Source organism: Streptomyces sp. NPDC034086, from assembly GCF_055575515.1.
Window position 1 is genome coordinate 73918 of sequence record NZ_JBVISM010000005.1, and the last position, 25584, is coordinate 99501.

Annotated in this window: 11 protein-coding genes; 9 read left to right on the plus strand and 2 right to left on the minus strand. The window is 74.5% G+C overall.

Annotation, left to right across the window (positions count from 1 at the left end):
• Positions 1–619 precede the first annotated feature (619 nt).
• Positions 620–3442: a LuxR C-terminal-related transcriptional regulator gene (locus ACZ514_RS14990; protein ID WP_469124879.1), complete on the plus strand. Its 2823-nt coding sequence runs from the start codon at positions 620–622 to the stop codon at positions 3440–3442.
• Between the two features lie 70 nt (positions 3443–3512).
• Here the strand turns inward: ACZ514_RS14990 and ACZ514_RS14995 are convergent, their stop codons facing one another.
• Positions 3513–5339 (minus strand): hypothetical protein, encoded by a 1827-nt coding sequence (locus ACZ514_RS14995; protein ID WP_469124880.1) that lies wholly within the window; start codon positions 5337–5339, stop codon positions 3513–3515.
• Positions 5340–5473: 134 nt separating this feature from the next.
• Entirely contained in the window at positions 5474–7114 is a 1641-nt protein-coding gene (locus ACZ514_RS15000) for a condensation domain-containing protein (RefSeq protein ID WP_469124881.1), read from the minus strand.
• A 257-nt stretch (positions 7115–7371) separates the two neighbouring features.
• Here ACZ514_RS15000 and ACZ514_RS15005 point away from each other — a divergent pair, with 257 nt between their 5' ends.
• The 8 genes from ACZ514_RS15005 to ACZ514_RS15040 are packed head-to-tail and all read left to right on the plus strand — an operon-like array spanning position 7372 to position 25580.
• Positions 7372–10593, plus strand: a complete 3222-nt coding sequence (locus tag ACZ514_RS15005) for a non-ribosomal peptide synthetase (RefSeq protein WP_469124882.1) — start codon at positions 7372–7374, stop codon at positions 10591–10593.
• Complete coding sequence (locus ACZ514_RS15010) at positions 10590–14264, plus strand: condensation domain-containing protein (RefSeq protein WP_469124883.1); 3675 nt, start codon at positions 10590–10592, stop codon at positions 14262–14264. The genes ACZ514_RS15005 and ACZ514_RS15010 overlap by 4 nt, the downstream gene beginning before the upstream one ends.
• The gene (locus tag ACZ514_RS15015; RefSeq protein WP_469124884.1) at positions 14257–19893 is read left to right on the plus strand and encodes a type I polyketide synthase; all 5637 of its coding nucleotides are present in this window, start codon (positions 14257–14259) and stop codon (positions 19891–19893) included. Before ACZ514_RS15010 ends, ACZ514_RS15015 begins: the two co-directional genes overlap by 8 nt.
• Before the next feature lies 1 nt (position 19894).
• A complete protein-coding gene (locus ACZ514_RS15020) occupies positions 19895–22180 on the plus strand; it encodes a lantibiotic dehydratase (RefSeq protein WP_469124885.1) in 2286 nt (761 codons plus the stop codon).
• Positions 22177–23019, plus strand: coding sequence for a hypothetical protein (locus tag ACZ514_RS15025; protein ID WP_469124886.1), 843 nt, complete (start codon positions 22177–22179; stop codon positions 23017–23019). The genes ACZ514_RS15020 and ACZ514_RS15025 overlap by 4 nt, the downstream gene beginning before the upstream one ends.
• Position 23020: 1 nt before the next feature.
• Positions 23021–24013 carry an ABC transporter ATP-binding protein gene (locus ACZ514_RS15030; RefSeq protein ID WP_468168173.1) on the plus strand — a complete coding sequence of 331 codons (993 nt, stop codon included), beginning with the start codon at positions 23021–23023 and terminating at the stop codon, positions 24011–24013.
• Complete coding sequence (locus tag ACZ514_RS15035; protein ID WP_468168176.1) at positions 24010–24777, plus strand: ABC transporter permease; 768 nt, start codon at positions 24010–24012, stop codon at positions 24775–24777. Before ACZ514_RS15030 ends, ACZ514_RS15035 begins: the two co-directional genes overlap by 4 nt.
• Positions 24774–25580, plus strand: coding sequence for an ABC transporter permease (locus ACZ514_RS15040; RefSeq protein WP_468168179.1), 807 nt, complete (start codon positions 24774–24776; stop codon positions 25578–25580). Before ACZ514_RS15035 ends, ACZ514_RS15040 begins: the two co-directional genes overlap by 4 nt.
• The last annotated feature ends 4 nt before the right edge of the window (positions 25581–25584 follow it).

Sequence of the window (25584 nt, forward strand, 5' to 3'; positions counted from 1 at the left end):
GGCTATCGAGTGGGCCGCAGCGCCATTGGCTTTCACTCTCCTGGACGGGGTCGTGGTGTGACCATCGTGGGCGCCCACGAGATCGAAACCACGAGGACTTTAAGTGTCTTTGATACAGGTGGTGTTAGCGTGCCGAACGGACCGCGGCAGCGCCCCTGCCTGCGGGTTGTGTCCGCTCCGGTGGTCCGGCGGCCGCGGCACGGGCGTCCCGTGCCGTAGGCGGCCGTCGCCGGGGCGACGTGCATTCGGGAAGTGTTTTTCCGAGGCCGAGAACCTTTGTTTCGTTATCAACCATTGGCGCATTTTCTTTGTCCGAAGAGTGGAGAACAATTGCTCTCGCAGTCGCCCGGGAATGTGTGGAAGGCGGCGTTGTGGCCCTCGGGGCGGACCCGGCCCGCCCTCGGGCGGCGGGCGGCCGGCCGCGGCCCCGGGGCAGGGCTCCCCGCGCGGCCGGGCGACGGCATACGCGTGCATGAGGGACATGTCCGAATGAGACGGAGATCGCAGGTATGCCGGGAGAGGCCTGAAATCGCCGTACCCTGCTATCGCGTCTGGTGAAGTGGTACACAATGGCCTCTCCTCTCTGTGCAGCGCACCTTGATGTCCAGGAGCCCCCCGTATGATCGCCAGTTCGTCCCGTGCGCCCGCCCCCGCTCAGCCCGGCGCGTTGTGGGAGCGGGCGCAGCCGCTGCGGGGGGCCAGGGCGGGGGCCGAGCGGGCACGGTCGGGCGCCGGTGAACTCCTGGTGTTCCGGGGGGCCACCGGAACCGGCCGCACCGCCCTGCTGGAGGAACTCTCCAGGGGGGAGGCGCTGCGGGGGACGACGGTACTGAGCGCACGATGCTCCGATCAGGAATCGGACGCCGACTTCGGCGCGGTCCTCCAGCTCTTCGACGACCTCCTCCACACGAGGTCGGTCGTGCCGCCGGCGGCGGGAGGCGCTCAGTGGGACGGCTCGCTGTACGGGGCGGATCTGCCGTCCCGGCTGTGGAGCCTGCTCCGTGCGAAGGCGGCGGAAGGTCCCGTCCTGCTCGCCGTGGACGACATCCACCTGGCCGACGAGCCGTCGCGCCGCTGGCTCGCCCAAGTGGCCCGGCGGCTGGACAAACTGCCGGTCCTGCTGGCGGTGACCGAACGCTGGCAGTACGACCTCGTCCCGCCCAAGCCCGCCTTCGCCGACCCCGCCGGCAGACCGGCGCACGGACAGTGGACGTTGCGGCCCCTGGGCCCGGCGGCCGCCACCGGTGTGGTCCGCGCCGCGCTGGGCGACCACGTACCGCCGGCCCTGGCCGAGGACTGCGTCCAGGCCTGCGCCGGCAACCCCATGCTGCTGCACGCGCTGCTCACCGACCTGACGGAGATCACCGGCGGCGGGCCGCTCCCGCCCCGGCTCCCGGAGAGCTGCGCCGAACTCCATCACGGCGCCTTCGCCGGCGCGGTGTCCCGCTGGCTGCGCAGCGCGGGCGCCGAGACGGCGGCCGCCACCCGGGCGTTCGCCGAACTCCAGGACGTGGAGGACGCCCTCGCGCTCCTGCCCCAGGTGGCCGGATCGGACCCGGCCCGGCTCTGCGGATGGACCGGGGACCTCATCCGGCAAGGTCTCCTGCGGGCCACCGCGACGGAGGGCCGTCCGGTGTTCGCCCACCCGCTGCTGCGCGAGGCGATACGGGACTCCCAGCACCGGGACCACCGGACGCACCTGCGCCGTCGCACCGCCGAACTGCTGCACCACCGGGGTGACCCGGAGGACACGGTGGCGCGCCATCTGCTGCCGATCGCGGCCGTGGGCGAGCCGTGGGCCGCCGACGTGCTGCTCACCGCCGCCACCCGGGCGGTCCGAGGCGCGCGGATCGACGACGCCATCGCCCTCCTGCGGCGGGCGCTCGAGGAGCCACTGCCCGTCCGCCGCCGGGTCGAGGCCCTCTCCGAACTCGGCTGTCTGGAGATGCAGGGCGAACGCTCCTCCGGGGTGCGCCACCTCGCCGAGGCGCTGCGCCTGGAGCGGAACGTCGGGGGAAAGGTCCACGCCGCCACCGCGCTGAGCGCCGCCCTGGTGGCCCGGGGCGAGGTCCGCCTCGCCCTCACCGTGCTCGAGGACCTCGCCGAGGAGGCCGACTCCACGGGCCTGGCGGACGCGCTCCAGGCGGCGACAGCCCTGGTCTCCTCGCACGAGGGCAGCAGCTGGCTCCAGGTGGTGGCCGAACTCAAACGGATCGAGGAGCAGTCGCCCGGCACGATGGCCCCCACCGCTCGTGCGCTGCTCACCGAATACGAGGCGACCGCGGGACACCTGTCGGCGGCCGAAGTCATGGAACGGGTCCGGTCGCTGACGGCCCAGGTGCTGGATCCGCTGATCGAGCCGTACCTCCTCGCGTCCACCGCCTCGTTGGCGCAGTGGGCCGACGAACTCCCCGAGGCCGGCCGGCTGGTGGCACGCGGACTCGCCGACGACCGGATGCCGAAGCTGCACCCCGGACGGCAGAGCCTGCTGAGCGTCCAGGCCGAGATGGCGGTGATGCGGGGCCAGTACGGCGAACTCCTGGCCGACACGACGCTGTGGGGGGCGCGCGCGGGACAGTGCGTGGAGCCGGTGCCCGACAACGCCCACCTCAGCGCCCAGGCCGTCATCGCGCTGACCGAGACGGGCCGGCTGTCCGAGGCCCAGCGGCTCGCCGAAGCCGTCGCCCTGGGCGGAGCCAACGGCTCCTGGGAATGGAGCGAGTTCCTCTACGCGCGGGGACTGCTCCGCCTCGCGTCCGAGGACCCCGGAGGGGCGCTCGCCGACTTCCTGGAGTGCGGCGCCCGCCAGTCCGCCCGCCAGGTGGAGAGCCCGGTCGTCACTCCGTGGCGCTCCGCCGCCGCCGACTGCCACGTCGCGCTGGGTTCGCCGGAGAACGCGGTCCCGCTCGCCACGGAGGAACTGCGGCTGGCCCGGACGTGGGGAACGCCCCGCGCCGTGGGCCGGGCGCTGCGCGCCCTCGGCGCGTCCCTCGGCGGACGGCAGGGCCTGGACATCGCCGAACAGGCGGTGGACACGCTGCGGGACACGACCGAACCGCTTCCCGAACTGGTTCCCGCCCTCCTCTCGCTCGGGCAGGCGCTCCAGGGCTCCGGCCAGCGGCAGCGGGCCCGTGAGGTGTTGCGCGAAGCGGCCCAGCGCGCCGAGCGCATGGGAGCGGTCCGGCTTCACCTGATCGCGCAGGAAGCCCTGCGCCGTTGCGGCGCCCGGCCGCAACGGGCCAGCCAGACCGGGGTCATGGCACTCACCTCCAGCGAACGCCGCATCGCCCTGCTGGTCGTGGCCGGGCACAGCAACAGTGAAATCGCCGCGCTGCTGCACGTCGCCGTCCGCACGGTCGAGACGCATCTGACGCACAGCTACCAGAAACTCGGTATCCGCGGCCGGGCGGATCTGGCGGTCGCCCTCATGGACGCGGCATAGCCGGCGGAGCCGCACGGGCGGAGGGGGGCGCGGCCGGCCCGGACGGGAAGCGTCCGGGCCGGCACGCGGTCTACTCGGCCGAGGTCAGCGACAGCAGCACGTAATGCCGCAGCAGCCGGCCCGCGATCTCCCGGGTCTCGGCGTCCCGCCGGCCGTCCAGGCTGTACGCGGTGTCCACCGCCCAGAAGACGAACAGGCACGTCGAGAGGTAGGCCGGCAGGTCCTCGCAGCGCAGTACGGACTCGGCCAGGTCCTTGATCAGCTGCGTCACCGAGCGTCCGGCGACGGCGGGGCTCATCCCGGCCAGGTCGTTCTGCCAGTCGGCGGGCGGCTGCTGGGTGCCGTCCAGGGTCGTCAGGTCGAGGACGCGCATCGCCAGGTCGTGGACCTGCCGCGCCTGGAGGGCGTCCGACGGCCGCGGCTGCTCCAGGCCTTCGCTCCAGCCCGCGAGCCGTTCGTGGAGGCGGTCCGGGGAGGCCTCACGAATGAGGTTGCGCGCCCACTTGCGCGGCTCCTCGTGGTTGTCGTGGTGGAGGATCAGGTCCAGCGGGCCGTGCTTGTCGAACCGCATCAGGCGCCAGACCAGGTCGAAGAACTCCTCGCGCAGCAGGATGTCACCGAAGGGGATCACCTGCTCGCGGCCCCTGATGTCCTGCACCTTCGGCGCCTCGGTGGCGGCCGTCATCCACTCCTCGAAGCGCGGCCCGCTGAGCGTCTGCTCGTGCAGCGGCAGCGGGACGGGCCGTTCCGGACTGGTGCGCCACCTCGTCAGCAGTTCGGCGATGTCACCGGCCGACGCCTGGAGGCTCGCGAGGAACCGCCCCTCGTACGTCTCGTCCGGGGTGCCGCAGGTCAGCAGCTCGCTCAGCGAGGCGTCCGCGGTGTCCTCGACGTCGCTCACCAGCCGGCCGGGGTTGTCGGCCACCCGGTGGAAGGCGATGATGACGCAGCTGCGGGCCTTGCCGGTCGCGGTACGGAAGCGGTGGTGCACCAGGGAGCCCGCGGCGAACACGCTGCTGAGCGGCCGGTCGGGGTCGGTGACCTCGACGACGGTCGGCTCGGCCTCGCCGTTGAGGCGCCTCTGGGCGTCGAAGACCTTCCGGATGCTGTCCGGGGTGGTGAAGATCGAAGCGTTCTCACTCGACCACGGGACGCCTTCGGCGTCGGTCAGACAGGTGCGGGCCAGCTTGTGGGTGCCGGGCAGGAAGGTGAAGTTCTGGCCCGCCGGACCCTCCGCCGTCCCGCGCCGCCAGGTGACGAGGATCTTGTACTCGTCGTTGAAGGGCGTGTTGTCGATGTGGAGCATGTTGTCCTGCGCGAGGACCGACAACGGCTCGGCGTCCTTGGCCCGGGCGTCGACGATCCGCACCGGCCCGCCGACGGCGTAGGAGATGAGGGTGACCATCAGGGGGTGCAGCAGCGGCTGGTTGACCTCGGGGTCGGTGAGCAGTCCGACGGTCCTGCGCAGGTCGACGAAGCGGTGGATGAAGCTGCCGCTGCCCTCGCGGCTCATGATCTCGTCGTAGCGCTCGACCAGCGACATGAAGTCCATGCCGGCCACGATGTCCGCGAGGACCACCGCGCCCTTGTCCGTCAACTGGCCGAGCAGGGCGCGGAGGCCGGCGCTGGTCCCGGCCGCGGTGTCGCCGTCCAGCGCCTCGAAGGCGCTGTCGAGCTTCTCGAGAAGGAGGGCCCGGAAGGCTTCCTTGCCCTCCAGGTCGCGGAAGCGCTTGTAGGCCCAGGGCGCGGGCAGCTCGTCGAGCGGCACCAGTTCGGGAACGATCGGCGCGGCGAATTCCAGCGTGGGCAGGTCCTGCAGGGTGAAGCGCGCGAGCCGTACTCCGTCGGCTCGTTGCGCACGGGAGGAGAGGGCGGTCTCCTGAGGGTAGGTGGTCATCGGGACGCCTTTCGTAGGGAGGGTGGGACGCCACGCCACGCCGGGCCTTGGGACGGCGGACGAGGATCTGGAAGGAGCGGGGCCCGTGGCGGGGAGCCGCTCGGTTGCTGGGGCCGTCGGCGGGCGCGCCGCGCCTATGCCGTCCGCCGCCCGCCGGACCGCCGGGCCACCTCGGCGACCGGCAGGTGGGGGGCGCTGAGCGCCTGGGCCGTAAGGGCGCGCCAGCCGGCGAGGAACTCCTCCATGGCCGGTGCGTCCAGGTGGTTGCCGGCGTGGACGACCGTCGTCGCCAGGCCTTCGGTGGTGCGGCGGGACCACAGGGACAGCCCGGGGGTCGTCCCGGCGAGCGGGAGCGGCAGGCCGGTGGCGGGAGTGCCGGCGAAGAGCAGCGGCGCGTCGTCGCTCTCGTCGGCCTCGGTGTACTCGAAGAAGATGACGGTGGGCGGGCCCTGCTGTGCGGCGCCGCCGGCGTCCAGGACGTCGCGGTAGCCGGGTCCGCGGTGGTCCATGGCGCCCAGCAGGACACGACGGGTCTCCGCGACGACGTCGTCGAAAGCGGGACCCTCGGGCAGCCGGAAACGGAGGGCCACGGTGGTCGACAGCCAGCCGACCGTGTGCTCCAGGTCGTCCGTCGCGCGCAGGTCGTCGGGGGTGCAGACCGTGAGGTCGTGTTCGCCCGTCACGGTGTGCAGGTGCGCGACGAAGGTCGCGGCATGGACCGTGAAGAGCGTGGTGTCGTGCCGCCGCGCGTACTCCTGCATGGCGTCGGCCGTGCCGGCCGGGACCAGGCTGTGATGGCGGATGCCGTCGGCGGCCGGCTCCGCCGACGGCCGGGCGTTCGGCAGGTCGAGCTGCGGGAAGAAGCGGTTCGCGGTGACCTCGGGCAGCCAGTAGGGCAGGAGCCGGGCGTGCAGCTGCCGCAGGCCTTCCGGTCCGTGCCGGCGGCTCACCCAGTCGGGGAACTGGACCGCCACCGGCGGCAGCTCACGGGCGTCGCCGGTCGCCGCCCGGGTGTAGAGGCGGGCCAGTTCCGTGCCGAGCACCTCCGCTGAGCGCCCGTCGGAGACGATGTGGTCGCTGACCAGCAGGAGCACCGACCGTTCCGGGGCGAGCCGGTAGAGCGCGGCGCGCAGCCGGGGCAGCTCGCGCGGGTCGAAGGGCCGGCCGGAGCACTCGGCGGCCAGGGCCAGAGCCCGGGGCAACCGGTCCCGCTCCGGAAGACCGGAGAGGTCGTACGAGCGGAAGGGGACTTCACCCGTCGGCAGGACCGTCGCCCCACCCACCCCGTCCCGCATGGTGAACACCGTGCGCAGCGCGTCGTGCCGGGCGGCCAGCGCGGCGAGGGCGGCGGTGAGCCGGTGCTCGTCGACGGGGCCGTCCAGTGAGACGCACCACGGCACGGTGCGCACGTGGGGCCTGGCCCCGAGGGTCCGGTGGGCCAGGTCGCGTTCCAGCGACCGCTGTTGCGAGGGGGTCACCGGAAGGGGCGCGCCGGGGCGGATCCCGGCGGCGTCCGGGCGCGGTCCGGGAACCGGCGTCGGCGCGCACCCGCGGTCCGTCAGTTCCGCCAGGCTCACCGCGAAATCCTTCAGCACGGGATTCCGGAAGAGGAGTTCCAGCGGTACGGGTACGTCCAGTTCGCGGCGCAGTCGGAGACAGACCTTCGCTGCCTTGAACGAACTTCCGCCGAGCGCGAAGAAATTGGCGTTCGGATCCGGATCGTCCGTACCGAGTACGGCGGCGCTGGCTGCGCACACCAGTCTGAGATGGTCCATCGCTCTGCCTTCTCCTGCCCGATCCGCCACTGCTGCGGGGTCCGGGTGACGCGGGTCGTCCATGGATTCTCGGGCGGCGGACGACCGGCCGACAGGTACGGAAGGGAAGCGGTCGGTGCCTGGACGCCAAGCCGAAGAGGCAGGTGAGGAGGTTGCGGGAGGGCAGCCGGGGGTGCCCTTCGATGTGCCCTTCCGGTCATGTCCCGTGCCGCGGGGCGGTCCTAGGCTCGCCAGCGATCGAATTTCCAGGACGGTTGGTGGCGACGGTGAAGGTGCTGGATCCCGACGGTGGGAAAGCGGACGAGAACGGTTCCGCGATGGCTTCCGCCAAGGAAAACGCGCTGTGGCTCCTGCACGAGATCATGCAGGGGAGCGGAATCAACAATGTGCCGTTGGCGGTCCAGGTGACGGGGCGGCTTCGGTGGTGGTCCCTTCAGCAGACGGTCGACGCCCTGATGCGGCGGCACGCGGTGCTGCGCACCGTGTTCCGCACGCGGCGGTCCGGTCAGCAGGGCGCGCTGCGCAAGGAAGTCCTTCCGCCCGATGACGTGGAGATCGCCGTCGAGGTGATCCGGTCGACTCCGCAGAACCTCGAGGAGGACATCAAGGAGTTCGCGTCGACGCCCTTCGCACTGGAGGGGCAGCCGCTGGTGCGTGCCGCGCACCTGCTGTGCGAGACCGGTGACGTGTTCTGCTTCGTCGTGCACCACGTCGTCTTCGACGGACGCTCCGCCAACGTGGTGCTCGCCGAGTTCACCGCGCTGTACGACGCCCTGGCCGCGGACGCCGCGCCCGCGCCCGAGTCGCTGCGCGAAGTGCCGGTTCTGGTGGAACCGGAGCCCAGCGCCGACAGCGCCGCGTACTGGCGCCGGCACCTGTCGGGAGTGGACCCCGCCCGCATGGAGCTGTGGTGCGGCGCTCCCGAGCCGGACGCGCCCACCCTGGCCGGAGCGCGCATCGTGCACGAACTCTCCGGCGAGGCGCGGTCGGTGGTGCGCCGGCTGCGCGAGGAACTGAAGGCGACCGAGAGCAGCGTGCTGTTCGCGGCGTACTACCTGCTGCTGGCCCGGCACGGTGCCGGACCCGACCTGGTGGTGGGCACGCCGGTGGACATACGGGGCGCCAAGGCGCGCGACCGCGTCGGCTATCACGTCAACACGCTGGCCTGCCGGGTGCGGGTGGACCTCGGTGACACCTTCCGGGCCCTCGTCCGGACGACGCAGGAGGTGTTCCTGGGCGCCGTCGCACGAGCCGACATGCCGGTCGATCTCGTCCTGCCCGACATCCCGCGCCAGGACGCCTCGTGGCGCGGCGTGCTGTTCCGGCACATGTTCAACTACATGCCCGACGACGGCGGAGACGGCCTGACCGTCGGCGGCCGGCCCGCTCGCACCCTGGACGTGGACCGTGGCTACAGCCGGTTCGACCTGGAGTTCCTCGTGTCGCCGTCGCCCAAGGGCACGCGCGTCAAGGCCGTGTACAGCACGGAGGTCCACACGGCCGCGGACGTACGGTCGCTGCTGGAGCGGTACGAGGAACTGATCCTGGCCGTGGGCCAGGACCCCGACCGGCCGGTGGGCGACCTCCCGCTGGCCAGCGGACGGGACCGCGCGGTGCTGGAGCGCGCGAACCGTACGGAGCGGGCCGTCGATCCGGCCGGCCTGCTGGCGGCCATCGCCGCACGGGCGGCGGAGCGGCCCGGTGCGGTGGCCGTCGTGGACGAAGGGCAGGACGTCACGTACGGCCGGCTGTGGCGTACGGCCGGGGCCACCCGTGCGGCGCTCGGCGCGGCGGGCGTGCTCCCGGGGGACGTGGTGGCGGTCGAGGCCACGCGCGGCGCCGCGCTGGCGGCGGCGGTGCTCGGGGTGTGGCTGGCAGGGGCGTCCTACCTGCCGCTGGACCCGGCGCACCCCCGCGAGCGGCTGGCCCACCAGCTGGAGGACTCCGGTGCCAAGGTGCTCCTGGGGCGCGGCGGGTGGGACTGGATCAGTGGGCCGTGCGCCGTCCTCCCGTTCGCCGAGCCGGCACCGGACGGCCCGCTGGAGGGCCCGGAGACCGTGCCCGCGCCCGGCGAGCGCGCCTACCTGATCTACACCTCCGGCAGCACCGGCAGGCCCAAGGGCGTCGAACTCAGCCACGCCAACCTCGCCAACGTCGTCTCGCATTTCGCGCGGACCGTGTCCGCGGCTCCGGGCGAGGCCGTGCTGTGGCTGACGACCTTCGCCTTCGACATCTCCGCGCTCGAACTGTTCCTGCCGCTCTCCTGCGGCGGGCGGGTCGTGGTCGCACCGGACGAGGCGCGCACCGACGCCTCCGTCCTCTTCGGGCTCGTCGAACGGCACGACGTCCGCGTCATCCAGGCCACCCCGACCACCTGGCGGCTCGTGGTGGACGAGGCGGGCGGCCGCCTCGCCGGGCGGCACGTGCTGTGCGGCGGCGAGGCGATGCCCGCAGCGCTCGCGGGCCGGCTGCTGGACACCGGCTGCAGGCTGCACAACGTCTACGGGCCGACGGAGACGACCATCTGGTCGACCGCCGCCGAGGTGCGCGCGCGGCCGACGGGCGCGGTGAGCATCGGGACCCCGATCGCCAACACCACCGTCTTCGTCTCCGACCCCGACGGGCGTGAACTGCCCCCGGGCCTGCGCGGAGAACTGTGCGTCGCGGGGGACGGCGTGGGCCTCGGCTACCGCGACGCGGACCTGACGGCGGACCGGTTCCGTGACCACCCGCGTTTCGGCCGTCACTACCGCACGGGCGACCTCGCCCGGTGGCGGCACGACGGCACGCTGGAGGTCCTGGGCCGTGCCGACCGTCAGGTGAAGCTGCGGGGCAACCGGATCGAGTTGGGCGAGGTGGAGGCCGCCATGGCGGGGTGCCCCGGAGTCCTGGCGGCGGCCGCGGTGATCGCGGGCGACCCGACGGCCGACGGGCGCCTGGTGCTCTTCGTCCACACCGCACGCGGCGAGGAGATCGTCCCCGACGCATGGGCCCACGCGCGTGCCGTCCTGCCCGCCTCGTTCGTCCCCAACGACGTGGTGCCGGTGAGCGTCCTGCCCACCACGCCCAACGGCAAGGTCGACCACCGGGCGCTGACGGAGACGGCCCTGGCCCGCCGGGCCCGGCGCGCGGCCGTGCCCGACGCCACGGCCGGCACTCCCGCCGGATCCGCGGAGGGCGCGGACGGCGCGGACGCCGAGGACGCGGACGCCCCGCCGAACGGTGACGCGCTGACCGGGAAGCTGGTGGCGCTGTGGGGCGAGTTCCTGAAACGGGACGACATCACCGCCGACACCAACTTCTTCGTCAGCGGCGGCCATTCACTGCTCGCGGCCCGCCTCGTACGGCGGATCGAAAAGGCGGCCGAGACCCGGGTCAAGCTGGCCGACGTCTTCGGCGCGCCGACCCCCTCGGCGCTCGCGGCCCACCTCGCCGCCCGCACCGCCCGGCCGGCGCCGGCGGGAGGTGGCGCGGCGTGAGCAGGAAGAGGAGAACCGTACGCAGGAGCGGCCCACCGGCGCCGACGGCGGCCGCCTCCGCCCCGAGGACCACCGGCACCGGCGGAGCAACCGCCGACGTGCTGGCCGGGCTGTGGTGGGAGCTGCTCGAACTGCCGCCAGGAGCACACGGGGACGACACGGGCTTCGTCAGCGGCGGTGGCACGTCGTGGGCGGCCGTCCGGCTCAAGGCACGGGTGCGCGAGCACTTCGGCGTGGAGATCCCCCTCGGCTCGTTGCTGCGCGACAACGGGTCGCTGGCCCGACTGCGCGAGCTCGTCGCCGCCGGTCACGCCGGATCCGGTCCGGCGGAATCCGGTCCGGCCGCCGCGGCCGGCCGGCCCCTCCCGCCCCCCGCCTCCGGCCGTTCCCGGTCCCGGTCCCGGCTGGCGCCCGCGCAGCGCCGGATGTGGACGCTCAGCCGCCTGCATCCGCACTCCGCCGCGTACAACGTGGTCACCGCGCTGCGGCTGCGCGGACACCTCAGCCTGCCCGCGCTGCGGGCAGCGCTCGCCGACCTCACCGCCCGGCACGACGCCCTGCGCGCGTCGGTGGACCTCCCGACGGGCGCCCCCGACGGGGAACCCGCACTGGTCTACGCGGACGACGTCCGCCCCGACCTGCGCGTACGCACCGTCCAGGGCCCCCTGGAAACCGCGGTCGCGGCATTCGTACGGGAGACCGCCGAGCGCCCCATCGCCCTCACCGGCGCCCCCTTGTGGCACGCGGCGCTGCTGCGCTCGCGGACGGCCGACGAAAGCGTCCTGGTCCTGTCCCTGCACCACATGATCTCCGACCAGCACACCCTCGACCTGCTGCTGGCCGACCTCGCGGCCGCGTACGACGCCAGGGCGCACGACGAACCCCCGCGGCTGCCGCCCGCCCCCCGGTTCGCCGACCACGCCGAGGCCGAGTCCGACGCGGTGGGCGGGTCCCGCTGGACGGCCGATCTCGCCTACTGGCAGGACCGGCTGGCCGATGCCCCGCGCGACAGCGACCTGCCGTTCCGGCTGCCCGCCCCGGACCGACCCACCTTCAGCGGGGAGACGCACCCACGCCCCCTGGGCGCGGACCGCACCCGGCGGATGGAGGCCTTCACCCGCGAGCACGCGGTCACGCCCGCCGTGCTCGTCCTGGCCTGCGTGGCCTTCGTGATGTCGGCCTGGTCGGGGCGTTCCGGCGTGGTGCTGGGCATGCCCGCCTCGCGGCGGCGCGGCCCGGCCGACGACGCCCTGGCCGGGTTCCTCGTCGAAAGCCTGCCGGTACGCCTCGACGTGGACGGGCACGCCGACTTCCCGGCGTTCCTCCAGCACGTCAGGGAACGCCAGGTCGAGGCGCTGGAGCACAGCGTGCCGACGTTCGACGCCATCGTCCAGGCGCTGGGCGTGCCGACCCGGCCGACGGGCAATCCGCTCTTCCAGGTGTGGGTCAACGACCTCACCCAGGTCGCGCCCGCGCCGTCGATGACCGGGCTGGACGTCACGCTGGTGGACGTCCCCGGCTTCGCCGCGCTGTTCGACGTCAACTTCTACCTGCGCCGCACCGGCCAGGCCTACCACCTGGATCTGGTGCGCGCCACGGACCGGGTCCCCGCCGACGTGGCCGAGGAACTGGCCGACCAGTGCGCCGCCGTGCTCGACCAGGTGCTGGAACACCCGGACGTCCCGCTGGCCGGCCTCAGCCTGGTCACCGAACGCTCCCGTGCCGCCCGTGCCGCCCGGCGGCCGCCGTCGCCCGCCCGCGCCCCGCTCGCACCGGAGCCCGCCCTCGCCGGCCAGGTGCTGGCCGCGGCCGCGCGGCACCCCTCGGCGCCGGCGCTGCTCCCGGCCGACGGCACGGCCCTGACGTACGGCTGGCTGGCCCGGCAGGTGACGGCGCTCGCCGCCCGGCTGACCGCCGACGGCGTCGAGCCGGATGCCGTGGTCGCCGTCGAGGCGGTACGCGGCGCGTGGCTGCCGGTGGCACTGCTCGCCGTGTGGCACGCGGGCGCCGTCGCCGCACTGCTGGACGGCACGCTGCCGGAGCGGCGGCTGGCCGCCTGCCGCGACGTCGTCCGGCCCGCGCGGACCCTGCGGCTGCACGGCGGCCAGGACCGGCCGCCGACGCTGCTGGCCGGGGCCGCGCGGCCCCGGACGCTGCCCGGTGCGAGCCACGTGCTGTTCACCTCCGGCACGTCCGGCACGCCCGCGGCGGTGGAAGTGCCGCGCGGGGCGCTGGAGTCCGCGCTGAGCTGGTACGGCCGGACCTACGGAACCCGGGCCGCGGACCGCACCGCGCTGCTGTCGGGCCTGGGGCACGACCCGGTGCTGCGCGATCTGTTCGTACCACTGCGCGCGGGAGGTGCGGTCGTGCTGCCGCCGGCCGACGTGCGCACCGACCCCGCCCGCCTCCTCGGCCTGCTGCACGGCAGCGGGGTGACGCTGCTGCACGCGACCCCAGCCCTGCTGGAGCTCCTGGCGGCCGCCCACGAGGAGCGGCCCGCTCTGCGCCTGGACGCCCTGCGCCTGGTCATGTCCGGGGGAGCGCCGCTGACCGTGGGCCAGGCCCGCCGGGTCCGCGCCTTCACCCGGGCGGCCGTCGTCAACGCCTACGGAGCCACCGAGACACCGCAGATCGCCTCCGCCCACCTGGTCGCCGCGCGCTACGCCCCGGTCACCGCCGCACTGCCCGCCGAGGCCGCCCTCCCGGTGGGGTCCGGTGCGGCCGGTGCCGAGCTGGTGGTCCTGGCGCCGGACGGGAGGCCGGCCGGAGCCGGACAGCGGGGCGAGATCCTCGTCCGCGGACCCTTGCTGGCCACCGGTTACCTCGACGGCACCGGGCCCGGCGAGCGGTTCGCACCGCGGCCCGACGCGACGACGGGCCCGGTGGCGGGCACCTACCGGACGGGCGACCTGGGCCGGCTCGACCCGTCGGGCCGGGTGCACGTGGAAGGGCGCACCGACCGGCAGGTCTCGGTGAACGGCTACCGGGTCGGCCTGGAGGAGGTGGAAAGCGCCGCCCGGCGCCATGCCGACGTGCGGGAAGCCGGCGCGGCGCTGACCCCCGACGGGGCCCTCACCCTGTGGGTGGTGCCCCGCGACGGCAGCGCGCCGACCGCGGCCGGGCTGCGCCGCCACCTGTCGGCCTGGCTGCCACCGCTGGCCGTCCCTTCGTCGATCACGCTGACCGGTGACGTGCGCATGGACGCCAACCACAAGGTGGTGAGCGCGGGCACGGAGCCCCGTGAGGAGACCGCCGCCCGGATCGCGCCGGGGAACCGGACGCCCGCCGACGGGCCGTCCGAGGTCCTGGCCGGACCCCCGCGGGGCGACGATCCGGCCGCCGCGGTCCTGGCCGCGCGGCTGCGGGAACTCGTCGGACAGGACGTCGGCCCCGACGAGAACTTCTTCGACGTCGGGCTCGACTCGATCTCCCTGCTGCGGCTGCACGAGACGCTGCGCCGCGAGCTGCCCGGCCCGCTCACCGTCACCGACCTGTTCACCCACGCGAGTCCCCGGTCCCTGCTGCGCTTCCTGTCCGACCGGAGCGCCGGAGGGACCCGGACACCGCACCGCCCGGCCGGTGCCACGACCGCCAACCTGCACGACGCCGCGGAACGCCGCAGGGCGATCCGCCGGCGCATCCACCTTGAGGGGCGAAGCACCCATGAATGATCAGCTGGAGCCGATCGCCGTGATCGGCCTCGCCGGCCGGTTCCCCGGCGCCCGCGACACCGAGGCCTTCTGGCGCAACCTGCGCGAGGGCCGGGAGTCGGTGACCTTCCCCTCCGACGAGGAACTGGCGGCGGCCGGGGTACCGCCGGAGGCCCTGGACGACCCCGGCTACGTCAAGGCGGTCGCCCTGGCGCCCGACATCGACCGGTTCGACGCCCGGTTCTTCGACCTGTCGCCGCGCGACGCCACGTCGACCGACCCGCAGATCCGGATCTTCCTGGAGGCCGCGCACGCCGCGCTGGAGAACTCCGGCTACGACCCGGAACGCGTCAGCGACGTCGGCGTGTTCGGCTCGGTCGGCGTCAACCGGTACGTCGACCTGCTGGCCGGCGCCGACCACAGCACGGTGCGCAGCGCCTCGGGCATGTCCGTGGGCGTGCTCAACAACTCGGACTACGCGGCCACCCTGGTCTCGTACAAGTTCGACTTCCGCGGCCCCAGCATGACCGTGCAGACCGCCTGTTCCAGCTCCCTGCTGACGGTGCACCTGGCCGCGCAGGCGCTGCGCAACGGCGAGTGCGAGATCGCCCTGGCCGGCGGCTCCGACGTGGAGTTCCCCCTGGGGCACGGGCACTGGTGGGCGCCGGGCAGCCCGATGACGCCCGACGGCCACTGCCGCCCCTTCGACAAGGACGCCAACGGCACGATCTTCGGCAGCGGAGCGGGCGTCGTGGTGCTCAAGCGGCTCAGCGACGCCCTCGCGGCCGGGGACACCATCCGGGCCGTCATCCGCGGCACCGCCGTCAACAACGACGGCTCGGGCAAGATCGGATTCAGCGCGCCCAGCGTGACCGGCCAGTCCGCGGTCGTCGCGGAGGCCATGGAGATGGCGGGCGTCGCTCCCGGCGACATCTCCTACGTCGAGGCGCACGCCACCGGCACCCCGCTCGGCGATCCCATCGAGGTCGCCGCCCTCACCCAGGCGTACCAGCGGCTGGCCGACGGCGAGCTGGAGCCGGGAAGCTGCGCGATCGGCTCGGTGAAGGGCAACATCGGGCACCTCGGCCACGCCTCGGGGGTGACAGCGCTGATCAAGGTCGTGCTGTCGCTGGAGAACGAGCAACTGCCGCCCAGCATCAACTGCGCCGAGCCCAGCCCGAAGCTGGGGCTGGAGAGTTCCCCGTTCCGCGTCAACACCGAGCTCACCCCCTGGCCGCGCACGGCCGGTACGCCACGGCTGGCCGGGGTCAGCTCCCTGGGGATCGGAGGGACGAACGTGCACGCCATCGTCGAGGAGGGGCCGGTGCCCACGCTGACCGCACCCGACGGCCGCGAGCGGCTCGTGGTGTGGTCGGGCAAGAGCCCGCAGGCCGAGCAGGCCTACCGCGAGCGGCTCGCCCGGCACCTGGTGGCCGGTGGCGACGACGCGTTCGCCGACAGCGTCGCCACCCTCCAGGCGGGCCGCACCGCACACCTGCACCGCGCGGCGGTGGTCGCCGCCGACGCGGGCACCGCCGTGGCGGCCCTGACCGGCCTGGACGGGCGGAAGCCGGTCCTGGGGCCCGGTACCGCCGTGCCCCGCGGCGTCGTGTTCCTGCTGCCCGGACAGGGCGCCCAGCACGCGGGAATGGCCCGGGGCCTGTACGGCACCGAGCGGGAGTTCACCCGCGCCTTCGACGAATGCCTCGACCTGCTCGACGGGCACGGCCTGGCGGTGCGCGAGGCGTGGTGCTCCGCCGGGAGCGACGACGACCTGCGGGACACGGCGCTCGCGCAGCCGCTGCTGTTCGCCGTCGAGTACGCGCTGAGCAGGATGTGGCTGGCCTGGGGGATCCGTCCCCGCGCGCTCCTGGGCCACAGCATCGGTGAACTGGCGGCGGCCGCCGTCGCGGAGGTGTTCGGCCTCGCCGACGGCGCCGCACTGGTGGCGGCCCGGGTCCGGGCGATGGAACGGGCGGAGCCCGGCGGCATGTCCGCGGTGGCGGCGCCCGCCGACACGGTACGGCGCCTGATGACGCCGGAGCTGACCGTGGCGGTCGTCAACGGCCCCCGGCAGACGGTGGTCGCCGGACCGCTGCCCGCGCTGGAGGCCTTCGCCGAGGTCCTGCGCGGCGAAGGCATAGCGTGCCGTCCGGTGCTGACCTCGCACGCCTTCCACACCCCCCTGATGGAGGCGGCCGCCGCGGAGTTCGAGCGCGCCTTCGAAGGTGTCGAGCTGCGCGCGCCGAAGCTGCCGATCCGTTCCGCCGCCACCGGGCGGACCGTCACCGAGCAGGAGGCCGTGACGCCCGCCTTCTGGGCCCGCCAGGTGGCGGACCCGGTCCACTTCGGCCCCGCGCTGGAAGCGCTGCTCCGCGACGGTGACCACCTGCTCCTCGAGGTGGGTCCGGGACGCACGCTGACCTCGCTGGCCGTCCGGTACCCGGAGATGGCCGAGGACCGGCACACGGCGGTCGCGACCCTCCCGCGCCGCCGCGACGACCGTGACGGCGACGGCGCCGACTGGCGCTCCGTCATGGAGGCGCTCGCGGTCCTCTGGACCGAGGGCCACGAGGTGGACTGGGACGCCGTCGGCCAGCGCGAGCCCGTCCGGCGCGTCCCCCTCCCCGGCTACCCGTACCAGCTGTCCCGGCACTGGGCCGACGCCCCGGCCCCGCGCGACGCCGCCGGCACCGCGGCCCCGGACCCCGCGGCCGCCGAGCAGCCTCCCCGGACCGGCACCGCCGACTCCGCCGCCCCACTGGACCAGCCCGCCGGACCGCCCGCCCCGGACGGGGACGGGCAGCCGCCGGCCGCCGGTTCCCCGTTCGGCACCCTCTCGTGGACCGACGCACCCCGTACGGCGATCCCCCGGCCCCCGAAGGACGTCCCGGCGCTGGCACTGCTGCCCGCCGATCCCGCCCGGGCACTGGAGACGTCGCTCGCGCTCCAGCAGGCCGGACTGCGCGTCACCCGCGTCCAGCCCGGTGAGGCCTACGAGGAGACCGGTGCGGGATTCCGGGTCCGCCCCGGAACGGTGGAGGACTTCGACCGGATGTTCCGCACGCTGGCCGCCCGTGGCGTCCGGCCCCGCGTCCTGGTGCACGCCCTCACCCTCGCCCCCTGGACCCGCCCGACCTCCGCCACCGTGCCCGGCCGGCTGGACGACGCCTTCCACAGCCTGGTCGCGCTCACCCAGCAGGGGGCCCGGCACGCCGGCGCCGCCGGGATCCCCGCCGTCCTGGTGCTCACCGAGAACTCGGCGGACGTCTCCGGCGCCGAACCGGTGGACCCCGTCAAGGCCATGACCCACGGCCTGCTGCGCACCCTGGCGCTGGAGGACGAACGCATGGTGTGCAAGCTGGTGGACATCGGTGCCGGGACCGGCGAGGACGCGCTCGTGGCCGAGCTGGGCGAATGGCAGCTCCCCGGTGTGGTGGCCCTGCGCGGCGACCGCCGCTGGCACCGCACCGAGCGGGAGTACCACCCGGTGCCCGCCACCCGGCCCGCACTGCGGCGCGGCGGGGTCTACCTGATCACCGGGGGGCTCGGCGGACTGGGCATGGAGGTGGCCAAGGGCCTGGCCCGGACGGGGCTGCGGCCGCGCCTGGTGCTGCTGGGCCGCAACGGCCTGCCCGAGGGCGAGGAACGCGACCGGCTGCTGGCCGCCGGGGACGCACGGACCACCCGCCTCGTGGCCGACCTGGAGGAACTGACCGCGTCGGGCGCGGAGTACCGGGTCTTCGCGTGCGACGTGACCGACGCGCGGTCGCTGCGCCGGGCCGCGGACGTCGCCGCGGCCCGCTTCGGACCGGTCTCCGGGGTCCTGCACCTGGCCGGCGTCGCCGGTGACGGGATGCTCGCTTTCCGCGACCGCGAGCAGACGGGCGCGGTCCTGGCACCCAAGGTGCAGGGCACCGTGGCACTCGCCGGCCTGTTCGCCGACCGCCCGCAGCTCGACTTCTTCGTGTCCTTCTCCAGCCGCGCCGCGGTCTCGGGCCTGCGGGGCGGTGGTGACTACGCGGCGGCCAACGCCTTCCTGGACGCCTTCACCGGCACCCCGCTGCTGCCCGGCTGCCGCATGCTGAGCGTCAACTGGCCCGCGTGGAACACCGTCGGCATGGCGGTGCCCGCCCTCGCGGCCCGCGACGGCCGGCCGCGGCCGGCCGCCACCGCGCGACGGGTGTGGAGCACCGGGCTGACCCCGGCCGAGTGCCCCGCGCTCGACGAGCACCGCATCGACGGCAAGGCCGTACTGCCGGGCACCGGCCACCTCGACCTCGTCGTCCGGGCCTTCCGGGACGAGTGCCTCGACGGCCGGCCCGCACCGGTCCGCCTGACGGACGTCGTCTTCCTGCGGCCGCTGGTCGTGGAGGACAGCTGCCGGGTGGAGGTCTCCTGGGAACCGGCGGACTCCGGCGAGGGGGAGTGGCACTTCACGGTCACCTCGCACTCCGCGGCCGGCGGGCAGGTCCACGTCACCGGCAGCGCCACCGGGGAGGTGGCGCCGGCGGGCGGGACGGACGTCGACCTCGCGGCGCTGCGCGCCCGGCACACGGTCCGGCGCCCCCCGGCCACCGGCCGCAAGAAGCCGCAGCGGCTCTTCTCCCTCGGGCCGCGCTGGAACAACGTCGTCACCCTCGACAGCGTCCCCGGCGACCGCGCCGAGCACCTGGTCCGCCTGGCGCTGCCCGAGGTCTTCGCGGACGAGACCGCTGACCACGCCCTGCACCCCGCGCTGCTGGACTGCGCGACGTCCCACGCCCGCGACCCGGAGCGCGACACCTTCCACCTGCCGTTCATGTACCGCTCCTTGACGCTCCACGAAGCCTCGCTGCCCGCCCGGCTGCTGAGCCACATCAGGCGCCAGGACAGCGCGGACGGGCTGATCGTCGCCGATGTGACGCTGCTGTCGGAGGAAGGCGCGGTACTCGCCGAGATCCAGGGGTTCACGATGCGCCGGGTGGAGGACTCCGCGTTCCTCCGGGCCGCCGAGCCGGCCGCCGCCGATGTCACCGCCGCCGATGCCACCGCCGCCGGTCCGGCCGCCACGGCGGGCGTCCCGGCCGCGGCGTCCAGTGTCCGGCAGGACGACGCGCCGGCCGTGCAGACCGGCATCGACCCCGACACCGGGGTCCGGCTGCTCCTGGACCTGCTCGACTCCGTGACGCCGCGCCAGGTCACGGTCGTACCGTTCCGCGACGGACTGCCGATGCCGGTCACCGCCCCGGCGGCGCCGGTTCCGCCCGCGGTGCCCGTGCCCGTCCCGCCCGTCGCCGCGGTGCGCGCGGTGCGGCCGGCCCCGGCGGCGTCCGCCCCGGTCCCCCCGCCCGCTCCCCGCCCCGCCCCCGCCGGCCCGGTGCCGTCCCCGGTGCCGTCCCCGGCCCCGGCAGGGGCCGCGGCAGCCGGGCCCACGGGCGCGGATGCGGTCGAGGAGCGGCTGCGGGAGCTGTGGAACGCCGCGCTGGGCACCGAGACGATCCGGCCCGACGACAACTTCTTCGACCTCGGCGGCAACTCGCTCACCGCCGTGGAGCTGATGATGCACATCCGCAAGCAGTACGCGCTCGACCTCAGCATCGGGGCGCTGTTCGACAACCCGACGCTGCGCACCCTCGCGGCGGAGCTCCGCACGAGGGGAGCCCGCTGAAATGCCGGACACCGCACCGGACACCGCACCGGACACCGGCACCGGCACGCCACCGGACCCGCAGTTCGGCCTGGCCCCCGGCTGGCGCATGTGGCGCCTGTCGGCCCTGCGCGGGGCCGGCATGCCCTTCCACTGGCTGGCGGACCTCGCCGCCGACGGCCCCGGCCCCGGCCGGTTCCTCTCCGAAGAGCGGTACCTCGAGGCACTGGCCTGGCAGAACCCCGCCGCCGTGCGCAACTGGGTGGCCCGGCACGCCACCGCACGCCGGGACGGCCAGGACCTCGGGCGCGGCGGCAAGCGGGACGCGCTCCTGGCCCGCTACGCGCAGCGGTACTGCGCCAAGAACGACACCATCGGGTTCTTCGGACCGGTCGCCTGGGCGCGCTTCGACGAACGGGCGACCGGTCTGCGCCGGACCGGCACCGGCGGCATCCGCCGCCGCAGCACCCACTTCGAGACCTGGGCGCTGGAGAGCCTGGCCGAAGCGTGGTGCGACGACCCGCTGCTGGCACCGCACCTGCCGGTGCGCGTGCACCCGGCCGTCCACTTCGACGGCGCCGTGATCCGCCGCCCCTGGCGTCCGGCCGAACCCGCCACCGGCGTCACCGCGGCCCTGCTCACCGCCGTCGGAGTACACGGCGCGGCCGGCCCGGCGGTGCGCGCGGCCGTCGGCGACGGCCATCCGGAGGCCGAGGCCGCGGCGGAGTTCGACCGGCTGCGCCGCGCCGGCGTGCTGGCCGTCGGGTTCACCGTGCCGCTGGACGAGCACCCCGAACGCAGCCTGCGCGAGCAGCTGGAGCGGATTGCCGACCCGTCGGCGAGCCGTGGCCCGCTCGAACAGCTGCGCGAGCTGGACCGGCGACGGGACACGGTGGCCGCCGCGGCCGGGGACGCCCTGGCGACCCACCGGGCACTGGAGGACCTGGGCGGCTACCTGAGCGAGGCGACCGGCCGGGCCGCCGTCCGGGACAAGAAGCAGACCCTGTACGGGCGTTCCCACCTGTACCAGGACAGCCGCCGCGACCTGGACGTCACCATCGGCGGCGATCTGATCCAAGCGCTGCGCGGGCCGCTCGCGCTGCTGCTGGACAGTGCGCGATGGCTGGCGGCGGAGACCGCCGCCGCGGTGGAGGAGCGGGCCCGCGACCGCTACCGCACCCTGCGCGGGCGCTCGGAGGAAGTCACGCTCAGCGAGCTGTACCTCGGGGTGGCCGACGTCCTGGCCGGAGCGCCGGGCACCGTCATCGACGAGGTGGCGGAGGACTTCCGGCTGCGCTGGGCGGAACTGCTGGACGCCGGACCCCGCCCGGCGGGTGCCGGGCGGACCCGCGAGGTACGGCTGAGCACCGCCGGGCTCGCTCCGCTCGCCGCGGCGCTCTTCCCGCACCGGGCCCCGGCCTGGTCCGGGGCCCGGTACCACAGCCCCGACGTGATGCTGGCCAGGACCGGGGGACCGGACGGCCCGGCGCGCTGGGTCCTGGGCGAGCTGCACGTCGCGCTGAACACCCTGGAGAGCCGCGTCTTCCACACCCAGGCCGACGACCGGGACGAACTGCGCGACACGGTCGCCCGGGACATGGCGGGCGGCAGGGTCCTGGCCCTCCAGCCGAACGACTCGCCGGAAGTGTCCCCGCGCACCTACCCGCCGCTCGCGGTCCACGTGCCCGGCGCCTACGCGTACTGGTCGTTCGGCGGCGACGCGGGAGCTCCGGGCGGGGCGGTCTCCTGGCCCGCGACCGCCCTGCGGGTCCGCGAGGCCGGCGGGGAACTGGTCGTGGAGCCACCGGACGGGTCCTGGTCCGCGCCGGTGACCGAGGTGCTCGGAGAGTTCCTGACCGCCCTGGTGGTCAACCGGTTCCAGATCCGCCCCAAGGGCGCCCACGGGCCGAGGGTGCTGCTGGACGAGATGGTGATCTGCCGCGAGAGCTGGCGCATCCCCGTCACCGCGCTGCACGGCGCCCGGTCCGCCGAGGCCCTGGCGGCCGATCTGCGGGCGCGGGGCGTTCCCCGCCACGTCTTCGCCCGCACTCCCGCGGAACCCAAGCCGTTCTACGTCGACCTGGACGCACCCCTGCTGGTCCGCAATCTGCGCCGGGCGCTCCGGCTCGCCGCCGCCCTCCCCGAGGAGGACGTCTGCCTGGACCTGGGGGAGATGCTGCCGGGCCCGGACGACCTGTGGCTCGACGACGAGGACGACGGGCAGTGCACCGCGGAGTTCCGCCTGGTCGCGGTGGACGCGACGGCGCCACGGCCGGTGACCATGACTGTTGAAGGAGAAGCACGATGACGCAGACGCCCGGCTGGCGCGCCCTCACCGGGACGACGCCCCCCGAAGCGGGAGGAACACCGGGCACCGTGCTCGCCGTGGACTTCGGCCAGAGCAGGACGGACGCCGGTTTCCCCGAACTCGTGGCGCACCTGGACACCCCGTACACGGTGCTGGAGACGCTGCCCCCCGCCACCGGGCTGCGGGACCGTGCCGCACTGGAGCCCCCGGCGTACCTGGCCCCGTGGGCCGACGCACCGGCCGCACCCCCCGGCCCGGTTCGCGCCGTGCTCGGATACTGCATGGGCAGCCCGCTGGCGCTCGGCCTGGCGGCGCGGCTCGCCGCCACCCAGCCGGCCCCGCCCCTGGTGGTCCTCTTCGACCCCGAACTCCCGGGAACCGGCACCTTCCACGCCCAGTTCACCCGGGCCGCCGAGGGCCTGGCGGACGAACTCACCCCTGACGAGCTGGCGAGGGCGACGCGCCGCGCACAGGAGGCCGCCGCGCCTTCGGCCGAACCCGTCGAAGCCGCCGCCCACCTCGCCGGCCTCTACCGGGAGCTGGTGCACCGCGCCTTCACCCGGGCGGAGCTGGGCGACGAGCTGGCCGCCGAATCCGCCGACCGGTTCGAGCACTTCCTCGCCTACCTGGTCGCCGCGCACCTCACCACCGACGCGTCCTGGGCGTGCGGCCCGGTCGCCGTCACCTCCTCCACCCCCGGGGCCGCCGCCCGCCACGCCGCCCGGCGGCACGCGTTCGACGTCCCCCGCCAGGATCTGCTCCGCAGCCCCGAGGTGGGCCGCGCGCTGTCCGGCCTGCTGCGCGAGGGCGCACCCCACCCCGCACCCGGGAGGGCCTGAGATGCCGCAGACACCGCCCGCACCCGATCCCCACGCCGACGCGGTGGACGTCCGCGGCCTGCGACGCGTCTACGAAACCCGGGGCTGGCGCGGCCCGCGCACCACCCGGGTGGCCCTCGACGACGTCGACCTGCGCGTGGGCCAGGGCGAGGTGCACGGCCTGCTCGGCCCGAACGGCGCGGGCAAGACCACCCTCGTCAAGATCCTGGCCACCACCCTGCTCCCCACCTCCGGCACCGTCCGCGTCTACGGCCACGACGTGGTCACCGCGGCCGCCGCGGTGCGCCGGGAGATCGGCCTCGTACTCGGCGGCGACCGCGGCCTGTACCAGGGCCTGTCGGCACGGCAGAACCTGCGCTACTGGGCGGCCCTGCAAAAACTCGACCGCGCCGAGGCCCGGCGGCAGGTCGACGAGGTGCTGGACCGCTTCGGACTGTCGGACCGCGCCGACGTCAAGGTGGAGACCTTCTCCCGGGGTATGAAGCAGCGCCTCCACCTGGCCCGGGGCCTGGTGGGCAACGCCCGCCTCATCGTGCTGGACGAACCCACCATGGGCATGGACCCGGTCGCCGCCCGCGCCTTCCGCGACCTGGTGCGCGTCCTGAAGGACGAGGGCCGGTCCCTGCTGCTGGCCACGCACGACATGGCCGAAGCCGAGGAACTGTGCGACCGCGTGACCCTCGTCAACGAGGGCCGCGTCCTGACCACGGAAACCCCGGAAGCCCTGAGCAAGCTGATGTCACGTCACGAGCACATCGACGTCGAGGACGCCCCCGGCCACGTCCTGGCCGAGGTCGCCGCCCACCGCGCGGTCGCCTCCGTCGAGCCCGCAGCCGGCGCCGTCCGGATCCGGCTGAGCGACGGGTCCGCCGCGCGCGAAGTGCTCGCCCTGTTGGTGGAGGCCGGGGTGACCCGGATCAGGACCGGCCGCCCCAGCCTGGAGGACATCTACGTGGACATGCTCGGCGCACGCGGACTGAAGGTGTCGGCATGAGGGTCTTCACCTCGGCGTTCCTGCTGCAACTGGCGCTCTTCCGCAGCGCGATCGGCCGCGTCTCCATCGTCATCGCACTCCCCTTCCACGTCCTCATCTTCCTTTCCATCACCCGGCACGGCGGCCGCCTGGACCTGGACCAGCAGGCCGCCCTGGCACCCGCGCTCGCCGGCATGTGGACGTTGTCCCTGATGCTGGCCGGAGACATCATCGACGCCGACCGCTGGAGCGGCGTCCTGGACGTGGTGCTCTCCGCGCCCGCGTCGTTCTTCGCGAACCTGCTGGGCCGCTGCGCCGCGGTCGGCGTCCTCGGCCTGGTCTGCTTCGCCGAATCGTGGGCGTTCGCCGCGCTGTTCTTCGACGCCGACCTGTCCTTCGCGCACCCCGGCTGGTTCCTGGCCGGACTGCTCGCCACCTGCCTGGCCACGGCCGCCACCTCCACGGTGATGGCCACGGTCTTCGTCCTGGGACGCACCGCCCTCGCCTTCAAGAACGCGCTCAACTACCCGGTGTACGTGCTCGGCGGCGTCTTCGTCCCCATCGCCGCGCTGCCGGAGTGGTCACAGCCGTTCTCGCGCGTGATCTTCCTGTCCTGGAGCGCCGACCTGCTGCGCGCCGCGGCCGCGCCGGACCCGATGGACAACCCCGTGGGACAGATCACCGCGATCCTGCTGCTGGGCGCGGGCACCCTGGCCGCCGGAGTGTGGTGCGCCCGCGCCGTCCTCAACCGGATCCGCGTCACCGGACGGGTGATGGCCGCATGAACAACGCCCTCACCTCCCGGCTCAGCATCGCCGGGAACGCGGCCCTCCTCGGCTTCGCCGAATACCGTTCGCAGTACACCCTGCGGTCCTGGTTCTTCGGCTGGGGACTGCGCCTGGTCTTCCAGGTGGTCTTCTTCGCCACGATCGGAACCGTGGTCGGCGACCAGGACACCGTCCGCTACCTGGCGGTCGGGAACATCGTCGCCGTCGGCACCATCGAATCGACCTCCTCGGTCCTGTCCATCGTGCGCGACCGCAGGAACGGCACCCTCACCCAGCTCGTCGCATCCCCCGGCGACCCCGTCGTCGCGCTGCTCAGCCGCAGCCTGAACAACCCGGTCAGCGGATTCATCAGCTCCATGGTCGTGGCCGCCTTCATCGTGCCCGTCTTCGGCATCCCCCTGCCGGGAGCGGCCACGGCGGCCATCGTCCCCATCGTGCTGGCCGCCTGCTTCTCCGCGTACTGCTACGGCGCGCTCATCGGCGCCGTGGTCATGCGCTACCCCAACGCCGGCTGGGGCGCGCTCAACGTCGCCTACCTGCTGCTCATGGCGTTCACCGGCGTCAACGTCCCCGCCTCCTTCTGGCCCGCGCCGATCAGCGCCCTGGCCGACGTACTGCCGGTCACCCACGGCCTGCGCGCGCTGCGCGGCCTGCTCGACGGCGCCCCGGCGGCACACGTCGCGGGACAGCTCGCCCTGGAAGCCGCGGTGGCCGTGGGCTGGCTGGCGGCCGCCGCCCTGCTCCTCACCTTCCTGATCGGACGCGGCCGGCGCGGCGGAGGGCTCGACGCGGTGCACTGACCGC